Raw genomic sequence first — 22167 nt, 5'->3', positions numbered from 1 at the left:
GGTATGCAGACATTACAACAGCTGCTTACACTCCCTCCAACGTTTTTCCTCCCGGCTATCCTTTGCTGATGACTGTTGTCCGTTTTTTTACGGAAAATTTTTTCCCACAGAAAGTATTAAACGGATTATTTCTTTTAGGTAGTGCTATCCTCTTATTTTTCTTAATTAAGAAAAATAAGCTATCTGATCAGATAGCATTTGTAGCCGCATCCGCGATACTATTAAATTATCAAGTTTTACATTTCGCCACCATGATGATGAGCGAAATGTCATTCTTGTTCACCTCCGTACTTGCCTGTTGGTTCATCTACAAAATAGATGAGAAAAAAGCATTTTGGAAAGATCCATTCTTTTATCTGGCAATCATTACGGCCGCATACAACTACCACATCCGCACACAAGGAATCGCCCTTATCGCCGCGATCCTCGGTTATTTCCTATTTACACGTCAATGGAAACAAATGCTCGGTTTCGCCGGAGGTTTCGCAATATGCCTGCTCCCTTGGATGATCCGAAATAAGATCGCGGGATTAGGACAAAGCCGGTATATGGATATCATTTCTATGTCAAATCCTTGGAGACCGGAAGAAGGCACATTAGGTTTTGGAGAAATAATCAGCCGTTTTTTCGACACGTTCCGTATGTTGGTCACTCAAGCTGTACCCGATTCTATCTTGCCTTATATCGCAAGCGACTACGGTGCTACACCTTGGTACGGATGGCTGATAGCCATAGTCATGTGGACATTTATCGGCATTGGAATTTGGCAATTCAGAAAATACAAATATCTGTTTTTATTCTATATATTAGCTACCTTTGGCGTTATCTCCATATTTAGTAGTCCCAGCGGGAACCGATACATAACACCATTAGTCCCATATCTGGAAATAACACTTCTGATCGGCATCTATACTTCTTTATCTGCCGGAATCAGGAAACTCAAAATAGCCAAACAGTTTTCTCCTTGGATTCTTGTTTTGCTTTTCTTATTCTGTTCTTTTCCAAAATTACAATCGTTAAGAGCGATCAACACTATGTCGTATCCGGCAAACTACCAGAATTTCTTTAAGATCGCGGAGGAAGTCCACAAGCAAGTGCCGCCAACAACTGTTGTCTGCTCTCGTAAGCCTGAACTATTCTATATGTTCAGCAAAACAGCTGTTACTATGTATGCCTGGACAGACAACGAAAAAGAATTAATCAAAGGACTTATTGATTCCAATGTCGAATATGTGGTTCTGGAACAGTTGGGCTTCAGTTCTACCGCCCGATATTTATACCCTGCTATCCAGAAAAACCCGGACTTATTCCCGATTGCCATGCATCTGAAAAACCCGGATACCTATTTATTGAAATTTGACAAGGAAAAGGCAATTAAGAAGTTCAATCAAACAAAACATGATTAAAGAATTATTAAATAGATTATTTGTTTATAAAACCAACAATCTGCTTATTCAGTTAATACGTTACACAATTGTAGGAGGGCTGGCTTTCATCGTTGATTTCGGCCTATTGTTCATATTAACAGAATATTTCGGATTGCATTATATTGCATCTGCGACCTGCTCTTTCCTGGCCGGTCTATTGGTCAATTACTATATCAGCACAGCTTGGATATTCGAATCGACCATAAAAAGCAAACAAATAGAATTCACCCTTTTTGCACTAATCGGTGTAGTCGGACTTGGCTTGAACGATTTGTTGATATGGATTTTTACGGAAAAATGCCATATCTACTATATGTTCTCCAAACTAATCACCGCAGCATTAGTATATCTATGGAACTTTTTAGGAAGAAAATATTTAGTATTCAACAAACAAAGCTAATATCATGGAAGAAATGAAAAGACAAGCAGTTATCATCGGAGCCGGCCCCGCTGGGCTAACGGCAGCTTACGAGCTACTTGAAAAAAGCGATGTCCATCCCGTTGTATGTGAAGAAACGGAAGAAATAGGAGGTATCTCCAAAACTGTCCAATACAAAGGAAACCGTATTGATATTGGCGGTCACCGGTTCTTTTCAAAAAGCGATATCGTTATGCAATGGTGGCAGAAGATGATGCCGATCCAAGGAAAAGAAGCCAAAGACGATCTATTACTTCATACAAAAAAACCAATACCAACATTAGGACCTAATCCTGAAAAAGAAGATCGAGTCATGTTGATTCGCCAACGTGTATCCCGTATTTTCTATCTCCGGAATTTTTTTGAATATCCTATATCTCTCAAGTTTGAGACATTTCGAAATATGGGATTATGGCGTACGGTGAAAGCCGGAACAGGTTATGTTTGGTCAACCGTTTTCAAACGTAAAGAAGATTCTCTCGAAAACTTTTACATAAACCGTTTCGGACAACCTCTGTATAAGATGTTTTTCGAAGATTATACGGAAAAAGTCTGGGGTATCCATCCTTCCAAGTTAGGAGCAGATTGGGGGGCGCAACGTGTTAAAGGTTTGTCACTGCTAAAAGTAGTCACTCACGTCATTAAAAAAGCTTTTTCTTCTAAACAGTCTATCGAGCAAAAAGAAGCGGAAACTTCCCTGATCGAACAGTTCATTTATCCTAAATTAGGACCAGGCCAATTGTGGGAAACAGTAGCTTCGGAGATACAGGAGAAAGGAGGAGAGGTTCTCAAACAAAATAAAGTGACCCGTATCCAAATAGAAAACAACCAAGTCATCGCTGTTGATGTGGAACACGAAGGTAAAACACAAACGATTCCATGTAATTATCTGTTCTCTTCCATGCCAATAAAGGATCTGATCCCTGCTTTATCAGGAATTGATGTTCCCGAAGAGATCAAACAAATTGCCCAAGGATTACCTTATCGTGATTTCATTACAGTTGGATTATTGGTCGACAAACTCAAAATAAAGAACAAAACAAAAATCAAAACATATCAGGAACGTGTCCCTGATACTTGGATATACATCCAAGAAAGAGACGTGAAGATCGGGCGCCTGCAGATTTTCAATAACTGGTCTCCTTATATGGTTGCCGATTATGAAAATAAGATGTGGATCGGTTTGGAATATTTCTGTACGGAAGGCGATGAAATGTGGAATATGCCAAAAGATGATTTTATAAAAATGGCGATCAGCGAACTGGAAAAAATCGACATTATCGATAGTAAAGACGTTCGTGAGTCAGTAGAGATTAAGGTAAAAAAAGCTTACCCATCTTATTTTGGCAGTTATTATCAATTGGACAAAGTAATAAACTTTCTTGCCAAGATTGACAACCTGTATTGTATCGGACGTAATGGTCAACATCGTTATAACAATATGGACCATTCAATGTTGACTGCTATCGAAGCCGTCAACTGTGTCATTGGAAAGAATACGGACAAGTCTGCGATTTGGAATGTCAATACGGAAGAAGAATATCACGAAACAAAAAAATAAAAAGGAACGCTATTATTTGGCATGCATAACCCAATGCTTTAGCTTGTACAAAGCTATGCCTTAGCCCTCGTAACCCATAGCATTACGATCCGGATACCGTCCCTTTCGAAAAGGAGTCGGCATCCGGACCGAAAGGAATGCTTGCATCTTCCCGGTCCGCCTTCATCCGCAACTTCATCTTGCTGCTTCCGAGATCCATCAACAGGAAGGTGAAGCGAGAGCCTCCAGGTGAAGGGCAAAAGCGGTATCCCATCTGGACTTTAAACCAAGAAAAACATATTTCCGACACGATTATCCGATAAAATAGCATGCGGACGATCAAAAAGAATTACCTTTGCGTACTTAATTATCTCACTATATATGGCATACCTATTCAAAATTAAGATCAAAGGGATAACAAAACCACCGGTTTGGCGCAAGGTTTCCGTTCCGGAAAACTTCACATTCCTGCAATTCCATCAAGTGATACAAACTGTTTTCGGTTGGTACGACTACCACTTGTTTGAGTTCAGAGAGAAAGAATACCAGGGCAAATTCCGTATTGCAATTCCTTCCGAAGATGATTTCGAGTTCGATATTAGGACATATGATGCCTCAAAAACCAAACTATCGGCTATATTTTCAGGAAATATAAAAAAGCTCTTATATATCTATGACTTCGGCGACGATTGGGTACATGAAATAACATTGGAATCCATTTCCGAGGAAATGCTCAAAAACGCTTATTGCATTTCCGGTAAAGGGGCCTGCCCACCGGAAGATTGCGGCGGCATATATGGTTACACACATATGAAACAGGTGTTCCAGACAACGCCTGACAGCGAAGAGGCCCAAGAATTAAGAGAGTGGCTGGGACTGGATGATGACGAGAATTGGGACGCGGGCTTTTTCTGCACAGAAGAAAAAGAAGATATAAATTGCGACTTGAAAGACATTTAAATATGACAAACAAAAACTACAATATCCCGGATCAGTTGATAACCGAAATTGCCCAAGAGATCGACATGGGCATGGTTTGTTTTATCAATCCGGAGACATTGGAATTGGAATCCATATTAGGAAACTCGTACATCTATGGAGATACGGAAGAATTCAACCAGGAAATTTTCGCAAAAGTAAACAAATGGAAGAAATACATACACATTAAGCCATTAGAGTCTCGTGAATCATTCCTAATCATGGAAAAATTCATTCAATGCTGCATACCAGACAAAGACCGTTTCAAAGAGGAGCTATGGAATGCCATATCCCGTCCCAAATCTTTCCAGCATTTCAAAATCCGTATCGACAACAGTCGATATCGGCAAAACTGGTTCGATTTCAAGCAGGAAGAGTTGGAGAAGTATGTACGGGAACAATTGAGATTTGCAGAATGATTCACACATCCAACCTATACTGATCTTTAATTTTAGCCATATTAACCCCTTTGACGATTATATTGTTTCTTCTTAGTTGTATCAATTCCGATTGCGTCAATTTAAAATTCTTAAATGGCGTATTATCCTGTTTGGGCAATGAAAACAGCAGATAAGCCAAATGTTTGTTCCCCACCACACCTTTGTCTTTATAGTAACGATATGTCTTCAAAACTTGATCTATTGCCTTATTAGAATTCTTTACCGCATTTTTAAACTCGCAATATTTCAACTCCAAAAACATAATCCAAGAAGACAATAATCGGAAACATATATGCTTTTTTGGTTGAAATACCTTATCTCATGTTCAGGAAATTCCTCCTTAATCCTCGTTGCTATCATCCTCGTAATAATTCAACATCTTGTAAAAATCGTCCATTACCTCTTTCATGTTACTATCAAAATAATTGTCACCTACCAAACCGTCAGCCTGTTGAATTGTAGCGTTCAACTCACCATCCCCCCCTTTCAAATACCCATCTTTTATTTCCCACACGGATACCAGCTCAGGACTAATCCATGAATCACGGCAATCAATCTCCTTCCGTATATCATCCGATATCCGGTCTTTCACTAAATGTCCCATCATACAATTATTCAATGCATACAAAATATAAGGACTATGAGTCGTAAGAGTCAGGCAATCATTTTCCCTTATCGATATCAGTTTGACCAATTCATAGAGTAAATCCCTCTGCGCTAATGGGAATAAATTCAATTCAGGCTCCTCGATATAAAGATTTGCCGATTGGGTTTTGAACATCTGGCTAATGACAGACTCAAATCTTTCCTTTTCTTCCTGAGATTCGAACAAACGTATTTCTTTTGCCTCCGTTTTAACTATGATCGTGTTATCTTTTACTTCAACCGTATGTTCTTTATTTCCTGTGTTGATGACAATATTTTTAGTACCTCCTTCTGTGGGTAATTCAAGCTCTTTCAATTCAAAATATTCTTCATATATATTTTGGATCACTTTGTTTTTCGACTGTTCATCCACCACACTGCTTTGCTTATCTATCTCTCCCAAATGAGTAACTAAATAATGGCTCAGCACCAACAACGGGATCAAGGATTGCAATCCGCTGGAAGTATTTGTCAAATCCAACGACTTGGCATCATTGACTGCCACAATATCCCGACCGGTCGCATCGTCAAAATAATATTTCATATTCAAATTAATGACATCAAGAGGATTATCTTTCCGGTAATTCCTGCGAGAATCATCCCAATCTATCATGAAACTAAGGATGTTCGTATTCTTAAAACGAACCTCGAACCAGTTGTTTATGACCGAAACGATATTTCTTTCTCCCGGAATATAAGCGATCTTCGAACGTCGATATCCACATCTGTTTTTCCATTCAAGCCGGGGCGGCTCTTTAAAATCATAGGTCAACACAAGCGTATCTGTTTCATATCGAATATAACTGTCTTCCGACACATATCCGATCAATTTATGAAATTCAATTAATCGCTCATTGAAAAAAGAGGAAGACAAAAAAGGTTCGACAGTCTGAGACAAGCAGCATTTCTTCTCCATCCACTTGCAGAAAGAAGCTATTTTACAAATCGTACTCTTGCCGGAGCTTTGAGGTCCCATGATCACATTCACCTTCTTCAACTCCATCGAAGCCTCTTTTATCGCTCCTATATTTTTTATTGTCAAACTTTTCATCTATATCAACCATTGATTCATTATATGCAAAGATATATGTATTTTTGCACAAAACTTATTGATCGGAAAATAAATATGGCAACACCCCATTTATCCCTTATCATCCCAGTCTACAACCGTCCTAACGAGGTAGAGGAATTGTTGGACAGCCTCACGCGGCAAAGTGAAACAAATTTCGAAGTCGTCATCGTCGAAGACGGTTCGAAAGAAACTTGCCAGCATGTAATCGAAGCTTTCAAGGATAAGTTGGATGTTTCCTATTTTTATATTCCGAACGGTGGTCCCGGCAATGCCCGCAACTATGGGGCAAAGCAAAGCAAAGGCGATTACCTGATCGTTCTCGATTCGGATTGTATCCTGCCTCCCGACTACATCCAATCTGTAAACAAGGAACTGAAGGAAACCGGGGCTGACGCATTCGGAGGACCAGACAAGGCCTCTGACAGTTTTACGGACGTGCAGAAGGCCATCAACTACTCCATGACCTCCTTTTTTACGACAGGCGGCATTCGTGGCGGGAAAAAGAAGATGGATAAGTTCTACCCCCGGAGTTTCAACATGGGGATCCGAAAAAGCACATACGAAGCGTTAGGCGGCTTCTCCCCCATGCGCTTCGGGGAAGACATCGATTTCAGTATCCGTCTGTTCAAGAACGGCTACAAAGTATGTCTGTTTCCCTCGGCCTGGGTATATCATAAGAGACGTACGGATTGGCGCAAGTTCTTCCGCCAGGTCTATAACTCCGGCATCGCCCGCATCAACCTGTACAAGAAATATCCGGACTCACTTAAACTGGTGCATCTATTGCCGGCAGTCTTTACTTTAGGAGTACTCTTTTTCCTGGTCGGAAGCCTCTTCTGCGCTTGGAGCTTATTGCCGCTCGGACTTTTCTGTTTGCTGATCTTTGTGGATTCTTCGATTCAGAATAAAAGCATTAAAATCGGCTTGCTGTCGATTATCGCCTCCTTTATCCAGCTGTTAGGATACGGTTGCGGTTTTTTAGATGCAGCTTGGAACCGATTGGTTCTGAAGAAAGAAGAATTTTCTGCATTCCAGAAGACGTTCTACAAATAAAACTAACATAATTCAGGCACGGATTACACGGAAAACACGGAAAGAAATTAAATTTATCCGTGTAAATCCGTGAAATCCGTGCCTGAAAAATTGTGATAAAGGAGTTTTGACACACTCCCCTACGATATTATTCTTTACTCTTTTCCCAATATTTCCATCCAGACCAACCAATCGCAGCAATCAATAATAACAGGATCAGGAACGAGCTATAGGAAGAGACATAAGCAGCCGTCACATAACCGGACGGACGGAACTCGAAGACAATCGTATGTTCGCCTGCCGGCACACGCATACCGCGCAAAATCCAGTCCGTACGGAAATGAGGCACTTCCTTGCCGTCGACCGTTGCCTTCCAACCCGGCTGGTAATAGACTTCGGAAAAGACAGCCAATTGTTCTTTATCCGCTTTACTCTTATAGGTCAGACGATTCGGGCGATATTCTTCCAACACGATCGTTGCGGTAGAATCTTTCTGCGGAACAAATCCTTCCAGCTCTTTCCTGAAACGTTTGTCCACAACCGCCGTTTCCAGCGGATCGATCGTATTCAAGGCTTCTATCTCGGCATCCGCATTCTCCACCATGTCCAGCTTATCCACAAACCAAGCATTCCCGAATGCATACGGATTCTTCAACGGCTGCTGTTCCGGGTTATAGATGATATAGCGGGTATTCAACATATTCAATGAAGGACAGGCAGCTAATGCGGACATCACGTCTTCGGCCGTCTGTGCCTTCTGCAAAGCACCGATAATCCCACGCAACTCACCGTCCAGCCGATGGTCGATCAGCTCCTGGTAACGGCGCAGTTTGACGGCATGATACCCCCCGATAGAATGATGATAGTAGGAAGTATTCGTTTCCTGCCACGGATTATTGATGTTCAACACACGGAAAGTCGAACCCGTATCCTGCAAAATCGCCTTGTCGGCAACCGTTTCCTTATACATCTCCGCCGGTTGCTGCTTGACGAAATTATCGTCATTCAAATAACGGCGGTCCACCGTCCAAAGATCGATCAAAATAAGTACCGCCACCCCTGCACTTACGAAAGTCGCCGCAGTCTTCTTATTTTTCGCTTTCCAGAACCAGACAAGCAACCCGGCTCCCAACAGGATAAAGACCAAAGAACGCAACGCGTCAGCCGAGGCCAGCGAAGCACGGTCCATCAACAAAGCCGTGTAATACCACTCCGGAACCTGGTTTTGGAACTGCGCATCGTATGCAGACCGGAAATCCAACAGCAAGGAAGGCATCAGCCAAAGAATCACACAAAGTCCTCCGGTCAACCCCAAAGCCCAAAGGAATCCTTTTTTCAAACGAGCCTCCTCCACTTTTTCAGCCAAAATTTCCCGTAATCCCCAAATAGCGACGATCGGAAATACCAATCCCGGTATCACCAACGCCATCTCGACCGTACGGAACTTATTGTACAAAGGCAGATAATGGAACATCAAGTCGTTAAAAGAATCGAAATTACGTCCCAACGCAAGGAACGTCAGGAACACCGATCCTGCTAACAGCCACCATTTCATCGGGTTCCGGATCACGAACATTCCCAAGACGAACAGGAAGCAGACCAAAGCCCCGAAATAGACCGGCCCGGAAGTGAATACCTTATCTCCCCAATAGGTATAGGTTTGTACTTCTTTCCCCACTTGGGCCCCGTTTTTCTTCAACTCCTTGTATAACTCGGAAGAACTGTCCAACGTACCTCCGGAACTACCTCCATAGGTATTCGGAACCAAGACGGTCATCAACTCTTTCCAACCGTAACTCCATTGAAAAGCATAATCCTTATCCAAACCGGTAGAAGCCTTTTCCACTTTCCCCGATGCATCCGGTTTCGGCGTCAGCTCCGAAGCTCCACGGATGGAATGTTGTCCCAGATCCCAATTGGAATACATTCCCTGCGCGTTAGGCAATACAGCCAATACGACACAAGCCAGCATAATCAGGGAAGTTTTCAGCCATTCGCCATATGCTTTCTCCCTGATCTTCTTAATCGCATACCCTAAATAGATCAGTACACAAAGCAATACCAGATAATAAGTGATCTGGATATGTCCGTTCGCCAGAGACAAAGCTACCCCTAACAGGAACAAGACGGCTCCCCACAGATAGGAGCGCCTGAAAAGCAAGGCCATCCCTGCCAATGTTACCGGCATATATCCGATCACATAAGCCTTCACGATATGCCCCGCCTCAATAATAATGATATTATAGGATGCGAATGCAAAAGCGAACGCCCCGGCAATCGCGAGCCACCAGTTTACTCCCATGACGCACATCAGCAGATAGAAACTTACCAAACCGACAAAAACCATGGCCGCATCACTGTATCCGACCTTTTTCAACCATCCATCCACAATCGTATAAGAAGGCATACTCGGAGCAGGCCGGCCATATCCCGAAACATAAGGCATCCCTCCGAACATTGCATCCGACCATTCACTGAACTCACCTGGCTGTGCCGTCTTGGCATATTGCTCCATCTGGCTTGATCCCATTCCGGTCGCCTTGATATTATCACCCTGCATGATTACTTTCCCATCAAACACCGCCGGTGAAAAATAAACCATCACCAGTCCCAAAAACAAGATCAGGGCAACAACATGTTTCCCCCACTGCTTTAGCAAATCCTTCATATATGTCTCATTAAAATTCATACTATCAAACCCGCCCCTTCAAGCATTTCGCCGCATAAAAACGGACAGCGAACCACCCATGGAGCAAAACCGTAACAAAAGTACCATAATATTTGCACATAATCGCATATCTCTCTCGCAAGGATGCTTTTCTTTGCGTCGTGCTCGTACCGCCATCCAGAAAGTCGGACAGGGTGAGATGCGTATTGCAAAACGAACGAGACTGTTTCATGCAACGGATACACCAGTCGAAATCGGCCGAATAGCGATACTGCAAATCATATAACGGGGCAATCGCACGTTTCGGTACGAACGACTGGTGGCAAACCAACATTCCCATCCTGAAACTCTTCCACGAAAGCTTCCGCGGAGCCCTGAGACGGCGCAGTCCCAACGACCGCCTTTCCTCGTCCACGATATTCGTCTCCCCATAGATGATATCCGGCAAAGCCTTCCTCTTCTGCAGCTTGGAAACGACCGACTGGACCGTATCGGACGAACAGAGAGAATCGCCGGCATTGATAAACCAGACATAATCACCCGTTGCCTTTTGAAGTCCCTTGTTCATGGCATCGTATATCCCTTTGTCCGGCTCACTCACCCAATAAGCCAGCCCTGATTCATACCGTTTAATGATATCCACCGTCCCGTCCGTCGAACCTCCGTCTATCACGATATACTCGATGTTCGGATAGGACTGGCTCAGCACGTTCAGCAACGTCTGCTCCACCAGGCGCACGGCGTTATAGGTAATCGTTATAATTGAAAATGTAGGTTGTAACTGCATATAATTATGACTCTGTTCTATTTAACTTAACAATCCATTTTCCGCGAGTAATTCCTCCCCAACCGCACCGTCACACGTGAGAGGCGGGATTTTTGTTTTGCGAGCAAAGATAACAAAGATATTCGGTCTTCACATGAAAGACAGAGAGATAAATCGTTTTAAGCATTACGACGCCTATACCCTTTTGGCCGGCCTTTTGGTTGAAGACGAAAACGGCTTCACATTCACCTATATTCCGGAATATATCTCCAGAATCATCCGCGGCTGGTCAGCCGGACACTTCCTATTACTCCCGAACCCTATACCGACAAGGGAGCAAAAGACAAAAAAATCACAATGGAAAACATGGCCAGTTAACGGGAAGTTTGTACTATCTTGGAGTCTCTTTATATAAAGCGGCAAGGGAGTGTCGCCTGCAACAAGTGACACTCCCATTTCTCACCTTTTTTCATAATTAAAGCTTTGCCATGTTCGTGTTTATCGTAACAAGAACACCAAAAAATTTGGATTTGTATCGACAAACCGACACCAGTCTTCCCTTATGATGATTTTCATTGGAAAACATGGCAAAGTAACGCACTTATAACCGTATATCCTATTTTTAATACCGTTATTATTTAGAAAGTGATATGTTTGAAAACATATTTAGGTAAACAACATACGTTACGTCTTGTTCCAGTTAAAAGGCAAAAGTATCGATTGGGGCGTCCTTATCCTTCTCTCCCTCCTGAAAAACAACCGTAATGTAAAGGGATTACATGGATATCAAACAAGTCCTGCATGTAGCTATTTGTGATTTTGGGAAAAGTATATCGAAATCTGTCAGAAATTTCGATCCGACCATAACATCAGATAGCGATGCTTTGAAAAAGTCTATCGAAGTTGATTTTACAGTTGAATCTAAGGTTCATAATAGAGGAAAAGGCCTGGATAATATATTATCGTGTGCTGATGCGATAAGAATAATTTGTAATAAAGCTCGTTTATTAAAAAAGCATGAAGTTAAAATTGATAATTTTGATTTTAATGGGACGTTGATATATTTCGAATTATATTTAGGAGATTTGGAGGAAGAAGAAATTTTAGACGAGTTTGATTTTTAACTAAATAAAAAGAGGATACTATGTGTACAATTAAACTTTATGATGTGATGGAAGATGTGTTTTCTTTGCCTTCCATGTTTTTGACTGTTTCAATTGGTAAGTTTATCGATGAGTTTGGTTTTGAAACACTTAAAAAGAAGATTTCATTTGCAAAGATAACAAAATTACAAGCTGAACGACTGACTGATTATATCAGTAGGTAAAAGATAATTAGCTATTTTCACCAGTCTTTTTAAGAGGCAGTCGTAATTATTTTGATACATTCAGCCTCTCCTTGTTGTTATCGATTTTTTATCTACTATTCACTTTTGGCTTCAATCCTTCTTTCCGAAAAAAAGTAGCTATATAGTATCTTTAAATTCCAACAAATAAAGAAACATCTCAGCCGCATGCCAAGCATGTGGATAAAGAACATTTTTTCTCATAGCAGCTTTGTCTATTACAAGCATTTTCTCCAAATCTGCATTATTACCACCATACTCCCATGAAAGAGGGTAAGCCTGAGTACTGACCGGAGCAAACACAGAATAATGATAATGCGCTTTAGCCCAATCTAAATAAGGATATGAAAAATCTCGTTTTATAGCTTTCTTATAGATACTCTTTACGACATATTTGACGAAGCTAACATCTTTCTCTTTATACATCCATAATAGGTCGGTATAATAATCTGCCGATAGAGAAATGTGATAATCATCCTTTATTGCCAAATTATCCATTCCATACTTCAACAATAAGGTCTGATAAACTGGCAATATGGCCCCATCCGTATATCCTTGAATATATTGATCAGGTATTTCAGTTGCATTCTTAACTGAAATACCTGATGCTTCATGAAGCACCTTTTGTATTAAATCTTCATTGCGCTCATCCTTAGGACACAAGGAAATCAAGTATAATAATTGTCCCAAATTATCAGCTTCTTTCTCTTTGACATTACAATCATAAACATCTTCCAAACTTTTTATCCATGGCAAAATCAATTTCTCGTTATTCGTTGCACGTAGACACATCGCTATAACAAAAGCATCCCTATACCAAGGAGTACGATAAACTAATACATTGGGATACGGTACTCCACCTTTCACATTAAAGAGAACCTCATGCAACAAAACTTTAAGAACTTCAGGGTAACGATACCCTTTAAAATCCGGTAAATTGATTATTTCCTGATCTACACTATCACTTCCTATACGAGATTTTATAGAATCCTGTATCATCCATATTCCCAATTGATCCTCTTTTAAAAGGAGAGAATCCTTCCCACCATCCAAATATAAACAAACCTCGTACTTACTCGGACGAATATCTTCACTTAAAATATTCCAAGAATAGAGAATAGCTCCATTCAAATCATACAAATGTCCGTTTTTATAAATAAACTTATCATTCCGTCCCATTCCAAATAGAAAAAAACGAGGAGCAGACAAATCCTCCTCAAAAAAAACGGACTGTAAATGTTTTATCTCTGACAAATATTCCGATTCTGAACAATCTTTCCGAACTTCATATTCATTCAATTGATTTCTAATACATCCTAAAAACAGAATCGGCAAGAAACTCAATATCCATTTCATATTAATTCATATTTATAATTCCTGTTACAATATATGACATATTATGGATAAACAATATTCCACTAAAAAGGAACAAACATAAATAGTATATATTTTTGACAATAGCACTCCTAAATAAATTTGACAGCATAGCTAACAAAATAGGAAACATAAACAACCAATGAGCAGAGAAAATATGTCCTTCATTCAGCCCATAACCTAAAATCAAATGAATTAGCATATCTACTACTAAAAAGCAGAGAAAAACATGAACCAATTGTTTTTTACGATTTATCCATAACGATAACAAAAGGCTACCATAAAAAAGAGACAAAGGTATAATCCAAATAGACAAATTTCTCAAAACCTTTTTTGAAAAGTCAAATCCCTCAAAATTAATGGCATCGACACACAACAATATAGGAGAAACAAAAAAGTTATATCCTACTACTTTCAGCCATTGAAAGAAATCATAATGTATCACATAATTCATAGAATCCCCCAATAATAAACTAATCAAAGGAACATCGGGAGAAACAGGACGAATCAAAAATTCCCAACGTACAACTGCTACAAAAATGGCTATACCGATTAAAAAAAGGAACAAAAAAGAACTCTTAATCATCTTTTTCACAAAATCAAGACACCTTCCTTTCCATAAGAATTGCGCCAACACAAACTTCAAACCATTTGTAATCGTAATACCGGAAATAATCGCAAAAAATAAATTATCCGAATATATATCTGTTTTTTTATGGTGAAAACAATCATAAGAAATATAAGATAATAGAGCCAAGGAAGAGAAAGGAAAAGATTCTACAGCAAAAGAAATGATAATTATCTGAGCAAAAGAAAAATAAACACCTGTACAAATCAAATTTCCATAACACGAAGAAGGATTAATCAATCTACAAATACGCCAGACCAATGACGTAGACAAGGCCATCGCCAGATTAGCAGCAACAGTAAATACAGGCAGAACCGAAGCCACCCCTAACAACCATTCAGGTAAATAAGCAATTACCGATATCGGAAATAGCCAAAAAGCCATTAACGGATGTCTTAATTTAAAAAACAAGACTTTATAAGGAATCAAAAATTCTCCTATTGTATATTCGTATGTATCATAGCCTAATAAAGTGAATCCGCCATCCTGATTAACATGAAACAACCAAAAGCATCCCAAAAACAAATAAAATACAAAAGAAAATACAAAAACCTTTTTTTCATTTCTATTTTGTGGTAAGGTAGCTCTTATTATACTAATAAAAGCCTTCCATAAACACAATGCAATAGACTTTATTTTAGACATAAATAATCAAAGTAAATGTTAATATCCAACCTATAAGTATTAATTGTAAAAAATGATCCGAATACAAAACTTGTGTAGGCGATCCCGTTTGTTCATTAATAAATGTCTGCTGCAAATAACGAAACAAGCCCAAAATAACAAAAGCTGATGTAAAATACACTTTCCGACTTCCCATTTGATTAATCACTCCATCAGACATACAATACATCATATAAGCGACAATTATTACTGCTGTTACAATAGATAATACAGAATTTAAAAAGTCCTTATTGTACAGAGACGTGTTCTTACGAGATTGTATATGAGTTTTCTCAAAAATAATAACATCATCCCTTCGTTTTGCAAAACCTAAAAATAATGCCAATAGAAAAGTCATCAAGATAATCCACTCTGATAAAGCTATATTTGTGACAACACTACCAGCATACACACGAAGAACAAAACCTACAGCTATGATAAATACATCTATAATCGCAAATTGCTTTAATTTTAATGTATAAAACAAATTCAATATCAAATATATTGCTAATATCAAAAACAACCCTTGATTTATAACGCATGCTGATATACAGGAAAATAAAGCTAAAAGCAAAAAAAGAAACCATCCTAATTTCAAAGATATCACTCCACTCGCCAAAGGACGATTACATTTCTTCGGATGCACCTTATCAAATTCTAAATCTTCTATATCATTAAAGCAATATATCGCACTTGACATACAAGAAAATAGCAATAACGCAATAATCGAATTTACTAACAGATCATATTCCATCAGCTTATGCCCAAAAAACAGAGGCAACAAAACAAACCCATTTTTCACCCATTGTTTTGGACGAAGCAATAAAATTACTCCTCTCAATAACTCACTCATAACAATTCTACCTTCCCTTTATGGCCTAATAACTTTTTGTATAATTGGATATATTGTTTAGCAACCTCCTCTTCCGTATAATTCTCCTGTACCTTCTTCACACAAGCATCCGAAAGAGCCTGCCGATCTTCATGCTCCAAAATCCATTGGATACCGTTGGCAAGGTCATTGGAATCCTTATAGTTGGCGACATACCCATTCACACGATGGTTGATCATCTCCGGGATACCGCCAATTTCAAATCCGACACAAGGAGTTCCACATGCCATCGATTCCATAATCGTATTGGGAAGATTATCTTCCAATGAAGGAATAACAAACAAGTCTGCACAAGAATAAGCTGCAACCATTGTTGATGTATCTGAAATATACCCCAAAGAATTTACCTTAAAAGGCAACGCCTGACACAGTTCTTCTGATCCATTCCCCATTAAAACGATTTCTATTTTATCCGTATAGTATTGTTTTAAAATAGAACAAGCCTCTATTAAATAAGCAGCACCTTTCCTCCTATCCGACAACCTGGCTGCAGCAAATAAGAGTAATAACTTATCTTTAGGCAGTTGAAATCGTTCTCTTGAATCATTCTTTACTAACGGTTTAAAAACAGAAGTATCTATCGGATTTGGTATCGATGTAAACGAAGCCCCCTCCAATAAAGAACTTTTTTGAGCCATCTCCGTAATCCATTTGCTACATCCGACAAAATGAATCTTACTCAACCCTATCTGCTTTTTTCTATTATATGTCCAGTTTGCCAAATCAAAAAAAGGATTAGCCACTTGTAATGCACACTGACTACATTTAGATCGATATTTCTCACACTCATCAGGATAATGACATATAGCTGTTGCAGGCCAAAGATCGTGAAGCGTCCAAACGATTGGTTTACCAGAATCTACCAATTTCCCCAAATCGGACACAGAAAGAAATCCCTGATTAATCCAATGAAGATGGATAATATCAGCTTCTTTTACCGAAGGATTCCCGGACAGATCCGTTCCGGTATTGGCGATGGAAACCGCAAACAGATTCTTACGGTTTAAATGGTTACATAAAAAAATAATCAACCGCTCCCAATAGAATCGGAAACGGTTCAACCAAGTATCATCACGTACAAGCTTATCGACCTGTATTCCGGCTTGTTTTAAAGCCTTGCCTAAACGTCCGGCAGCAACAGCCGCACCTCCGGTACGTTCGGATGTGTTCAAAATGATGATTTTCATACTTTAATATTCGCAGTACTAAATAATCAACAATGCAATATATCCTTTATCGAGAAAATCTTACTAATCGCCTCAAATGTAAAATATTGGTCATCCATAATCATATAATCCTTACGTTGTTCCACACTAAGACGCTTTATCTCAGGGAACATGGCTACAGGCACAATCACCTCACGCCCATCCGTAAGAAACACTGCCATTGCACCTCTCTTCAAACCAAAATCAAGCTTCTTGATTCCCAATTTTGTATCCTTGAATTTACACATATCCACTCCTCCATTATTTTATTTTCATTATACGGATTTTCTTTCCCGCAAAAACTTTATCTATACGACTATTCAAATCATTCCAATATTTATCAATAGCTTGTACTATCATGGCCTCTTCACCTGCCGACAATTCAGACCAAGCCACTTCAATATTTTTCAATCCATTTTTCTCTATCCATATTTTTGCAACAGTATTACCTCTATGAGATTTCTTACTGCCTTTACGAACCACATGAATATGTTTTCTGTTCTCGTTCGCATCTGCAGGAAAAACAGATAATATAAAACACAATATCAACGCCAATTTTCCCATAATTTCCTAATTTCAATTTTTATAATCCCCCTACGACCATAAAAGCACTTCGCACGATGTCACTGATTCTTATCATAACTAACCTCCACTGATTTTATAGGATTCAAAAACGACTCTTCATCTATATACAAATTGCGAAGTATCGGTATCAGATCGATATAATCTTCAATTTCTCCTATTCCATGATATTTCGCTGTCACCACAATATATCCATGCTCCCATTCTTTCACAGAAATATATCGTTCCAATTTTGGAGACGTACGAAAACGAATGACTTGGTTGCCATAACAAAAGGAAGTCATTTCACCGGCACTTGACAACAATGCAGGAACAGGATGTACAATATTAGGTTTCATAGCCATATCTTCTTAATTATTGACAGCACTAAGATAATAATTTTTCCTCCGATCCAACAACTTGGCCGCAGCAAATAATAATAACTTCTCTTCAGATGTGTTTTAGATAACAATTTTCATTCTCCAGGCTTTACAATCCAATATCCATTCTTACGCGCTCTGAATCTTTCAATAAAACCTATATCTTTCAATCGTTTTATTATCTTACGGACATATTGTTCCGTCAAATTTAAACGGACGGCCAAATCCGATTGACGAACTTGAGGTTCCAAGCGAATCAAGTCATATATTTTCTGCTCCATTTCCGTAAACTCATTTATCCACTCATTTGAGAAGTTCAAATATAAAAAAACCATTTTATATTCATAAACAGGAGCCGGCAAACCCTCTGCCACACATTTATCTATAATTCGTTGCGTTCCCCGTCCCCAACTTTCAATAAAGCCGGCTTTATAAAAGACATCCGCAATCAATTTATATAGATAATCGCATTCAACAATGCTTCACGCAACGCCTCATACGGATAAACCAGTTTCTCCCTCCGGTGAATACCTTCATACTCCCGATTTTAATACGGGCTTGCAAAACATATTTTTGCACATTCTTACCAAACAGGACGATAGCCGCCCTTTTAAAACGACCGCCAACAAGCAAATTCAGCCGTTCCATCAAAACTGCCGTATCGATTTCTCTTTCAATTGAAGATACACGGTCTTTTGCCAAAAACTTAAACCGTTCCACCGTTTCCAAATCGATTTCATCCGCAGTAAAGCCCTCTTCCACTACACTCTCCCAAGCCAATCCCATCTTAGCCGAAAGGAACATATTCAACTGGTTCCCTTGCAACTCAGACGTGACACTCCCGCTCCGCATATAGTACCCTCCATGAACCGATATAGGCATAGCTGACGGTTGAAGTTCGATTGCAATATACTCCTTCCCTTCCGCTTCACACAATCGGACAACAGGCATGATTCCTATCTTTAGACAATGAAATTCGGGAGTTTCTCTATTAATTTCCCGGTCTGCTTTACTCCTACGACTCTACCCTCATCATCAATGCCGATATACAACGTTCCCCCATCCGTATTGCAGAAAGCAGAAACGTAACGGACATATTCGTCATGCCAGGATTCTTTAAATTCGGTGGTTTGGTTTTCTTTCATTATACAACAGCAGCAAAAAGCTTATGCCGCATTTGGACAATTTTGTAATTCGGATTTACATACTTGATGATTTGGGCTAACCCGACAAGATTATCAGGAAGATGACAGTACCTACACATTCTGAGGGACCTTCATATCCTTAAAACAAAATCAAACACAGACTTTCTTTTCTGCCAATAAAGTAACATTAAGATATAGTCCCTTTATATTAGGAAATATCGCAGAAAGGATAATACCCGATAATGTAAAAGGGAATATAAAAATTGTATTTATCAAAATATTCAGATAACGGTTCTGCGTATATAATCCATTATGCAAATACATTATCCACATTTGCATAATAACTTCAATGAATGTCCCGGAAGTATTCACTGTTTGAATTTCAAAGCCATGATCTTTTACAATTTGTGACAATCCATTCACTGTAAATCGCCTAAAATCAAAAGGCAACTCATGTTCTGGCCAAACAAAAGGGACAGTTATCAATAGCTTCCCTCCCAAAACTAAAACCCGATTTAACTCGTTTAATGTAGTATCAATATCTGGAACATGTTCCAAAACTTCACTGCATAAAATCGAATCAAACATTTCTTTTTCAAAAGGCAAGGTCATTCCATCATAATAAAAATCCACATCTTCAGTACCATGATTATGCCCTTCATTTTCGATATCTACACCGATATACTCGGAAACTTCTGTAAACAATGATCTATAGGGTTTGGATCCACACCCAAAATCTAAAAGACGTCCTGAAAGAGAAGGTGCGATCTTAAGCAAACGTTTCAACAAGTTTCTACGGGTAAAATAAAAAGGATTGATAAAAACACTTGACAAATTTGGATAAAACCTCTGTCTAAGGTATAAATATTTCAAACGACTCATAATAATATTTCTATTTTCTTAATTATAGTAAAGATAATATTTCTTCCACAATCTATTTCGACAACGATTCAAAAAATTTCCACTTAACCAAAAACACTTTCAATTTATAAGGTAGGAGCAAAAACAAAAAGGATTTTAAATGTTTCTTCAAACTACCCAAATTACCAATATTCAAAAAAGTATTCCAACATAGGCAAAAGTAGGTACGCACAGATTTATTAACTTGATAATTGCTTTTCACCTGCAAATACTTCAAAAAACGAAGATCTTTAACCTTTAAGTCCTTTTCGTAACGACCGATGATAATATCGACTGCCTTTATCATTGATTTTGCAAAATCTACCTCTTTTGTGCGACTGACAATACCGACACCCATGCGATAAACAGGATAATATCCACCTAAAAACAACACTTTCTCTGTTTGAAGATAACGATCCACTCCCCAAACAAAATCGGCATGCACGCCTATATCTTCAATATAAGGTGCTGTCTTGTCAAACAAGGCACGGCTGACTACGCCATAACGATCATCGATCACCCCCCTTATTCTAAGCGACAATATATTCCCATTTTTAAAACGGGTATTATCATAACGTGTTTCTATACCACCAATCAGATTAATAATATTAGGTATAATAATAAAACTATCCGTATCTGGATTCAGGCTATTTCTTTCTATACAGTTAATAACCTCTTCAAAATACCCCGGCATTATATAATCATCTCCTGCAACAGCCGTTATGACATTTCCCTGAAGATGATTTTCTGCATAATTGAAATTTTTAAAAATACCTTGATTTCTCTCATGGCGATGAGCCTTTATAATAGATGGATATCTTTCTGCAAACTCTTGAATGATACTCCAAGTTTTATCTGTAGAATGATCATCAAAAATACAAAGTTCAAATGGTAATATAGACTGATTCAAAACAGATTCTATAGCTTGCCTTATATATTTCTCCTGATTGTAAGAAACAATATAGACTGATATACGAATAGCAGCATTCATGAAAATTGATTCAATTTTTCAACTGTATAAGAAACTTCTTCCTTACTTAAACAAGGACTCATAGGCAAACTTAGTTCTTCTCGATGGATTTGCTCTGTAATCGGTAAAGACAAATTATTCCACTCCTTATAACATTTCTGTTTATGAGGAGGGATTGGATAATGAATAGTCGTCTGTATACCATTTTCCTCTAAATAGGCTTGCAATTCATTCCTACGTGAACATCTAACAGGGAAAATATGAAAAACATGTGCATCCCAATCAACTACACAAGGCGTAGTTATTAATGGATTAACAATTTGTTCAACATAATATCGAGCTACTTCTTTTCGTAAACGAATATCATCCTCCAAATGTTTCAGTTTCACATCCAATACAGCAGCTTGTATTTCATCCAAACGACTATTCCTACCTGTAAATTGAAATACATATTTTTGAGAAGATCCATAATTAGCCAATGAACGTATTGTTTCTGCCAATTTCTGATCATTTGTTGTAACAGCACCAGCATCACCTAACGCCCCCAAGTTTTTACCAGGATAAAAACTATGACCAGCAGCATCACCTAAAGAACCTGTTCGCTTATTTCCAAATTTACACCCATGAGCTTGTGCATTATCTTCTATCAATTTCAATTGATATTTATCGCATAATACACGAATTCCTTCCGTATAAGCACATTGTCCATACAAATGAACAACCATGATAGCACGAGTCTTCTCTGTTATAGCTGCTTCAATCCGATTTTCATCAATCTGATATGTAGTTATAGAAGGTTCTACTAGCACAGGAACTAATCCATTTTCTGTAATCGCTAATATAGTAGCGATAAAAGTATTCGCTGGGACAATAATCTCATCTTCCTTCTTCATAACCCCTAATTCGATGTATGCCCTAAAAATCCAAATTAAAGCATCCAAGCCATTACCTACACCTATGCAATAATCAGTTCCGATATATCGAGAATAATTCGTTTCAAAGGAAGCAACAGCTTCTCCTTGCAAATACCACCCAGAGTCTATTACTTTTGCAACAGCTTCATGGATTTCACTCGAATATTTATCTGTTATTTTTTTTAACTCCAAGAATTTCACCAT

The 22167-nt window shown here is 38.8% G+C and carries 25 protein-coding genes; 8 read left to right on the top strand and 17 right to left on the bottom strand.

What is annotated here, in order from left to right:
• Nucleotides 1-68: 68 nt before the first annotated feature.
• From ACW6QF_RS08730 to ACW6QF_RS08720, 3 genes are read left to right on the top strand one after another with little or no spacing between them, the layout of a single operon-like run.
• On the top strand, nucleotides 69-1406 hold the full coding sequence (locus ACW6QF_RS08730) for a hypothetical protein (RefSeq protein WP_456087522.1): 1338 nt from the start codon (nucleotides 69-71) through the stop codon (nucleotides 1404-1406).
• Complete coding sequence (locus tag ACW6QF_RS08725; protein ID WP_456087521.1) at nucleotides 1399-1827, top strand: GtrA family protein; 429 nt, start codon at nucleotides 1399-1401, stop codon at nucleotides 1825-1827. Before ACW6QF_RS08730 ends, ACW6QF_RS08725 begins: the two co-directional genes overlap by 8 nt.
• Before the next feature lie 4 nt (nucleotides 1828-1831).
• Complete coding sequence (locus ACW6QF_RS08720; RefSeq protein ID WP_456087520.1) at nucleotides 1832-3406, top strand: NAD(P)/FAD-dependent oxidoreductase; 1575 nt, start codon at nucleotides 1832-1834, stop codon at nucleotides 3404-3406.
• A gap of 82 nt (nucleotides 3407-3488) precedes the next feature.
• On the opposite strand, the gene ACW6QF_RS08715 is transcribed toward ACW6QF_RS08720, so the two are convergent.
• Entirely contained in the window at nucleotides 3489-3659 is a 171-nt protein-coding gene (locus ACW6QF_RS08715) for a hypothetical protein (protein WP_298551967.1), read from the bottom strand.
• Nucleotides 3660-3766: 107 nt separating this feature from the next.
• Here ACW6QF_RS08715 and ACW6QF_RS08710 point away from each other — a divergent pair, with 107 nt between their 5' ends.
• Both ACW6QF_RS08710 and ACW6QF_RS08705 read left to right on the top strand, forming a co-directional pair.
• Complete coding sequence (locus ACW6QF_RS08710) at nucleotides 3767-4345, top strand: plasmid pRiA4b ORF-3 family protein (protein ID WP_456087519.1); 579 nt, start codon at nucleotides 3767-3769, stop codon at nucleotides 4343-4345.
• Nucleotides 4346-4347: 2 nt separating this feature from the next.
• Nucleotides 4348-4782: a UPF0158 family protein gene (locus ACW6QF_RS08705; protein ID WP_456087518.1), complete on the top strand. Its 435-nt coding sequence runs from the start codon at nucleotides 4348-4350 to the stop codon at nucleotides 4780-4782.
• Between the two features lie 361 nt (nucleotides 4783-5143).
• On the opposite strand, the gene ACW6QF_RS08700 is transcribed toward ACW6QF_RS08705, so the two are convergent.
• Nucleotides 5144-6499, bottom strand: coding sequence for a hypothetical protein (locus ACW6QF_RS08700; RefSeq protein ID WP_456087517.1), 1356 nt, complete (start codon nucleotides 6497-6499; stop codon nucleotides 5144-5146).
• A gap of 75 nt (nucleotides 6500-6574) precedes the next feature.
• Between ACW6QF_RS08700 and ACW6QF_RS08695 the strand changes: the two genes are divergently transcribed.
• Nucleotides 6575-7573 carry a glycosyltransferase gene (locus ACW6QF_RS08695; protein WP_456087516.1) on the top strand — a complete coding sequence of 333 codons (999 nt, stop codon included), beginning with the start codon at nucleotides 6575-6577 and terminating at the stop codon, nucleotides 7571-7573.
• 127 nt (nucleotides 7574-7700) lie between these two features.
• Here the strand turns inward: ACW6QF_RS08695 and ACW6QF_RS08690 are convergent, their stop codons facing one another.
• Complete coding sequence (locus ACW6QF_RS08690; RefSeq protein ID WP_456087515.1) at nucleotides 7701-10220, bottom strand: YfhO family protein; 2520 nt, start codon at nucleotides 10218-10220, stop codon at nucleotides 7701-7703.
• A 25-nt stretch (nucleotides 10221-10245) separates the two neighbouring features.
• A complete protein-coding gene (locus ACW6QF_RS08685) occupies nucleotides 10246-11007 on the bottom strand; it encodes a glycosyltransferase family 2 protein (RefSeq protein ID WP_456087514.1) in 762 nt (253 codons plus the stop codon).
• A gap of 758 nt (nucleotides 11008-11765) precedes the next feature.
• On the opposite strand from ACW6QF_RS08685, the gene ACW6QF_RS08680 reads away from it, so the two are divergent.
• Both ACW6QF_RS08680 and ACW6QF_RS08675 read left to right on the top strand, forming a co-directional pair.
• Entirely contained in the window at nucleotides 11766-12110 is a 345-nt protein-coding gene (locus ACW6QF_RS08680) for a hypothetical protein (RefSeq protein ID WP_456087513.1), read from the top strand.
• 20 nt (nucleotides 12111-12130) lie between these two features.
• The gene (locus tag ACW6QF_RS08675) at nucleotides 12131-12313 is read left to right on the top strand and encodes an STAS-like domain-containing protein (RefSeq protein ID WP_456087512.1); all 183 of its coding nucleotides are present in this window, start codon (nucleotides 12131-12133) and stop codon (nucleotides 12311-12313) included.
• A gap of 138 nt (nucleotides 12314-12451) precedes the next feature.
• Here the strand turns inward: ACW6QF_RS08675 and ACW6QF_RS08670 are convergent, their stop codons facing one another.
• The 13 genes from ACW6QF_RS08670 to ACW6QF_RS08610 all read right to left on the bottom strand — a co-directional run bounded on the left by ACW6QF_RS08670 (nucleotide 12452) and on the right by ACW6QF_RS08610 (nucleotide 22167).
• Nucleotides 12452-13687, bottom strand: a complete 1236-nt coding sequence (locus tag ACW6QF_RS08670) for a hypothetical protein (protein WP_456087511.1) — start codon at nucleotides 13685-13687, stop codon at nucleotides 12452-12454.
• A 1-nt stretch (nucleotide 13688) separates the two neighbouring features.
• Nucleotides 13689-14978, bottom strand: coding sequence for a DUF6080 domain-containing protein (locus tag ACW6QF_RS08665; RefSeq protein ID WP_456087510.1), 1290 nt, complete (start codon nucleotides 14976-14978; stop codon nucleotides 13689-13691).
• Complete coding sequence (locus tag ACW6QF_RS08660) at nucleotides 14971-15849, bottom strand: UbiA prenyltransferase family protein (RefSeq protein WP_456087509.1); 879 nt, start codon at nucleotides 15847-15849, stop codon at nucleotides 14971-14973. Before ACW6QF_RS08660 ends, ACW6QF_RS08665 begins: the two co-directional genes overlap by 8 nt.
• On the bottom strand, nucleotides 15846-17075 hold the full coding sequence (locus tag ACW6QF_RS08655) for a glycosyltransferase family 4 protein (protein WP_456087508.1): 1230 nt from the start codon (nucleotides 17073-17075) through the stop codon (nucleotides 15846-15848). The genes ACW6QF_RS08660 and ACW6QF_RS08655 overlap by 4 nt, the downstream gene beginning before the upstream one ends.
• Before the next feature lie 26 nt (nucleotides 17076-17101).
• The gene (locus ACW6QF_RS08650) at nucleotides 17102-17341 is read right to left on the bottom strand and encodes a hypothetical protein (RefSeq protein WP_298551950.1); all 240 of its coding nucleotides are present in this window, start codon (nucleotides 17339-17341) and stop codon (nucleotides 17102-17104) included.
• 13 nt (nucleotides 17342-17354) lie between these two features.
• Nucleotides 17355-17657 carry a hypothetical protein gene (locus tag ACW6QF_RS08645; protein ID WP_298551948.1) on the bottom strand — a complete coding sequence of 101 codons (303 nt, stop codon included), beginning with the start codon at nucleotides 17655-17657 and terminating at the stop codon, nucleotides 17355-17357.
• Nucleotides 17658-17716: 59 nt separating this feature from the next.
• Nucleotides 17717-18013 (bottom strand): DUF7724 family protein, encoded by a 297-nt coding sequence (locus tag ACW6QF_RS08640; RefSeq protein WP_298551947.1) that lies wholly within the window; start codon nucleotides 18011-18013, stop codon nucleotides 17717-17719.
• Between the two features lie 116 nt (nucleotides 18014-18129).
• On the bottom strand, nucleotides 18130-18486 hold the full coding sequence (locus ACW6QF_RS08635) for a winged helix-turn-helix transcriptional regulator (RefSeq protein ID WP_456087507.1): 357 nt from the start codon (nucleotides 18484-18486) through the stop codon (nucleotides 18130-18132).
• A 19-nt stretch (nucleotides 18487-18505) separates the two neighbouring features.
• Entirely contained in the window at nucleotides 18506-18985 is a 480-nt protein-coding gene (locus tag ACW6QF_RS08630) for a hypothetical protein (RefSeq protein ID WP_456087506.1), read from the bottom strand.
• A gap of 11 nt (nucleotides 18986-18996) precedes the next feature.
• Nucleotides 18997-19179: an AlbA family DNA-binding domain-containing protein gene (locus ACW6QF_RS08625; protein ID WP_456087505.1), complete on the bottom strand. Its 183-nt coding sequence runs from the start codon at nucleotides 19177-19179 to the stop codon at nucleotides 18997-18999.
• Nucleotides 19180-19329: 150 nt separating this feature from the next.
• Entirely contained in the window at nucleotides 19330-20061 is a 732-nt protein-coding gene (locus ACW6QF_RS08620) for a class I SAM-dependent methyltransferase (protein ID WP_456087504.1), read from the bottom strand.
• Between the two features lie 52 nt (nucleotides 20062-20113).
• Entirely contained in the window at nucleotides 20114-21070 is a 957-nt protein-coding gene (locus ACW6QF_RS08615) for a glycosyltransferase family 2 protein (protein ID WP_456087503.1), read from the bottom strand.
• Nucleotides 21067-22167, bottom strand: a complete 1101-nt coding sequence (locus tag ACW6QF_RS08610) for a DegT/DnrJ/EryC1/StrS family aminotransferase (protein ID WP_456087502.1) — start codon at nucleotides 22165-22167, stop codon at nucleotides 21067-21069. Before ACW6QF_RS08610 ends, ACW6QF_RS08615 begins: the two co-directional genes overlap by 4 nt.

The organism is Parabacteroides sp., assembly GCF_977054455.1.
The sequence above is the reverse complement of the archived record's forward strand: the minus strand, read 5'-3'. Positions and strand labels throughout refer to the sequence as shown.

What these genes read in the sequence shown, in the direction of transcription:
- ACW6QF_RS08730 (WP_456087522.1), top strand. Translation starts at nt 69, where the DNA reads ATGACTGTTGTCCGTTTTTTTACGGAAAATTTTTTCCCACAGAAAGTA.
- ACW6QF_RS08725 (WP_456087521.1), top strand. Translation starts at nt 1,399, where the DNA reads ATGATTAAAGAATTATTAAATAGATTATTTGTTTATAAAACCAACAAT.
- ACW6QF_RS08720 (WP_456087520.1), top strand. Translation starts at nt 1,832, where the DNA reads ATGGAAGAAATGAAAAGACAAGCAGTTATCATCGGAGCCGGCCCCGCT.
- ACW6QF_RS08715 (WP_298551967.1), bottom strand. Translation starts at nt 3,659, where the DNA reads ATGGGATACCGCTTTTGCCCTTCACCTGGAGGCTCTCGCTTCACCTTC.
- ACW6QF_RS08710 (WP_456087519.1), top strand. Translation starts at nt 3,767, where the DNA reads ATGGCATACCTATTCAAAATTAAGATCAAAGGGATAACAAAACCACCG.
- ACW6QF_RS08705 (WP_456087518.1), top strand. Translation starts at nt 4,348, where the DNA reads ATGACAAACAAAAACTACAATATCCCGGATCAGTTGATAACCGAAATT.
- ACW6QF_RS08700 (WP_456087517.1), bottom strand. Translation starts at nt 6,499, where the DNA reads ATGAAAAGTTTGACAATAAAAAATATAGGAGCGATAAAAGAGGCTTCG.
- ACW6QF_RS08695 (WP_456087516.1), top strand. Translation starts at nt 6,575, where the DNA reads ATGGCAACACCCCATTTATCCCTTATCATCCCAGTCTACAACCGTCCT.
- ACW6QF_RS08690 (WP_456087515.1), bottom strand. Translation starts at nt 10,220, where the DNA reads ATGAAGGATTTGCTAAAGCAGTGGGGGAAACATGTTGTTGCCCTGATC.
- ACW6QF_RS08685 (WP_456087514.1), bottom strand. Translation starts at nt 11,007, where the DNA reads ATGCAGTTACAACCTACATTTTCAATTATAACGATTACCTATAACGCC.
- ACW6QF_RS08680 (WP_456087513.1), top strand. Translation starts at nt 11,766, where the DNA reads ATGGATATCAAACAAGTCCTGCATGTAGCTATTTGTGATTTTGGGAAA.
- ACW6QF_RS08675 (WP_456087512.1), top strand. Translation starts at nt 12,131, where the DNA reads ATGTGTACAATTAAACTTTATGATGTGATGGAAGATGTGTTTTCTTTG.
- ACW6QF_RS08670 (WP_456087511.1), bottom strand. Translation starts at nt 13,687, where the DNA reads ATGAAATGGATATTGAGTTTCTTGCCGATTCTGTTTTTAGGATGTATT.
- ACW6QF_RS08665 (WP_456087510.1), bottom strand. Translation starts at nt 14,978, where the DNA reads ATGTCTAAAATAAAGTCTATTGCATTGTGTTTATGGAAGGCTTTTATT.
- ACW6QF_RS08660 (WP_456087509.1), bottom strand. Translation starts at nt 15,849, where the DNA reads ATGAGTGAGTTATTGAGAGGAGTAATTTTATTGCTTCGTCCAAAACAA.
- ACW6QF_RS08655 (WP_456087508.1), bottom strand. Translation starts at nt 17,075, where the DNA reads ATGAAAATCATCATTTTGAACACATCCGAACGTACCGGAGGTGCGGCT.
- ACW6QF_RS08650 (WP_298551950.1), bottom strand. Translation starts at nt 17,341, where the DNA reads ATGTGTAAATTCAAGGATACAAAATTGGGAATCAAGAAGCTTGATTTT.
- ACW6QF_RS08645 (WP_298551948.1), bottom strand. Translation starts at nt 17,657, where the DNA reads ATGGGAAAATTGGCGTTGATATTGTGTTTTATATTATCTGTTTTTCCT.
- ACW6QF_RS08640 (WP_298551947.1), bottom strand. Translation starts at nt 18,013, where the DNA reads ATGAAACCTAATATTGTACATCCTGTTCCTGCATTGTTGTCAAGTGCC.
- ACW6QF_RS08630 (WP_456087506.1), bottom strand. Translation starts at nt 18,985, where the DNA reads ATGCCTGTTGTCCGATTGTGTGAAGCGGAAGGGAAGGAGTATATTGCA.
- ACW6QF_RS08625 (WP_456087505.1), bottom strand. Translation starts at nt 19,179, where the DNA reads ATGAAAGAAAACCAAACCACCGAATTTAAAGAATCCTGGCATGACGAA.
- ACW6QF_RS08620 (WP_456087504.1), bottom strand. Translation starts at nt 20,061, where the DNA reads ATGAGTCGTTTGAAATATTTATACCTTAGACAGAGGTTTTATCCAAAT.
- ACW6QF_RS08615 (WP_456087503.1), bottom strand. Translation starts at nt 21,070, where the DNA reads ATGAATGCTGCTATTCGTATATCAGTCTATATTGTTTCTTACAATCAG.
- ACW6QF_RS08610 (WP_456087502.1), bottom strand. Translation starts at nt 22,167, where the DNA reads ATGGTGAAATTCTTGGAGTTAAAAAAAATAACAGATAAATATTCGAGT.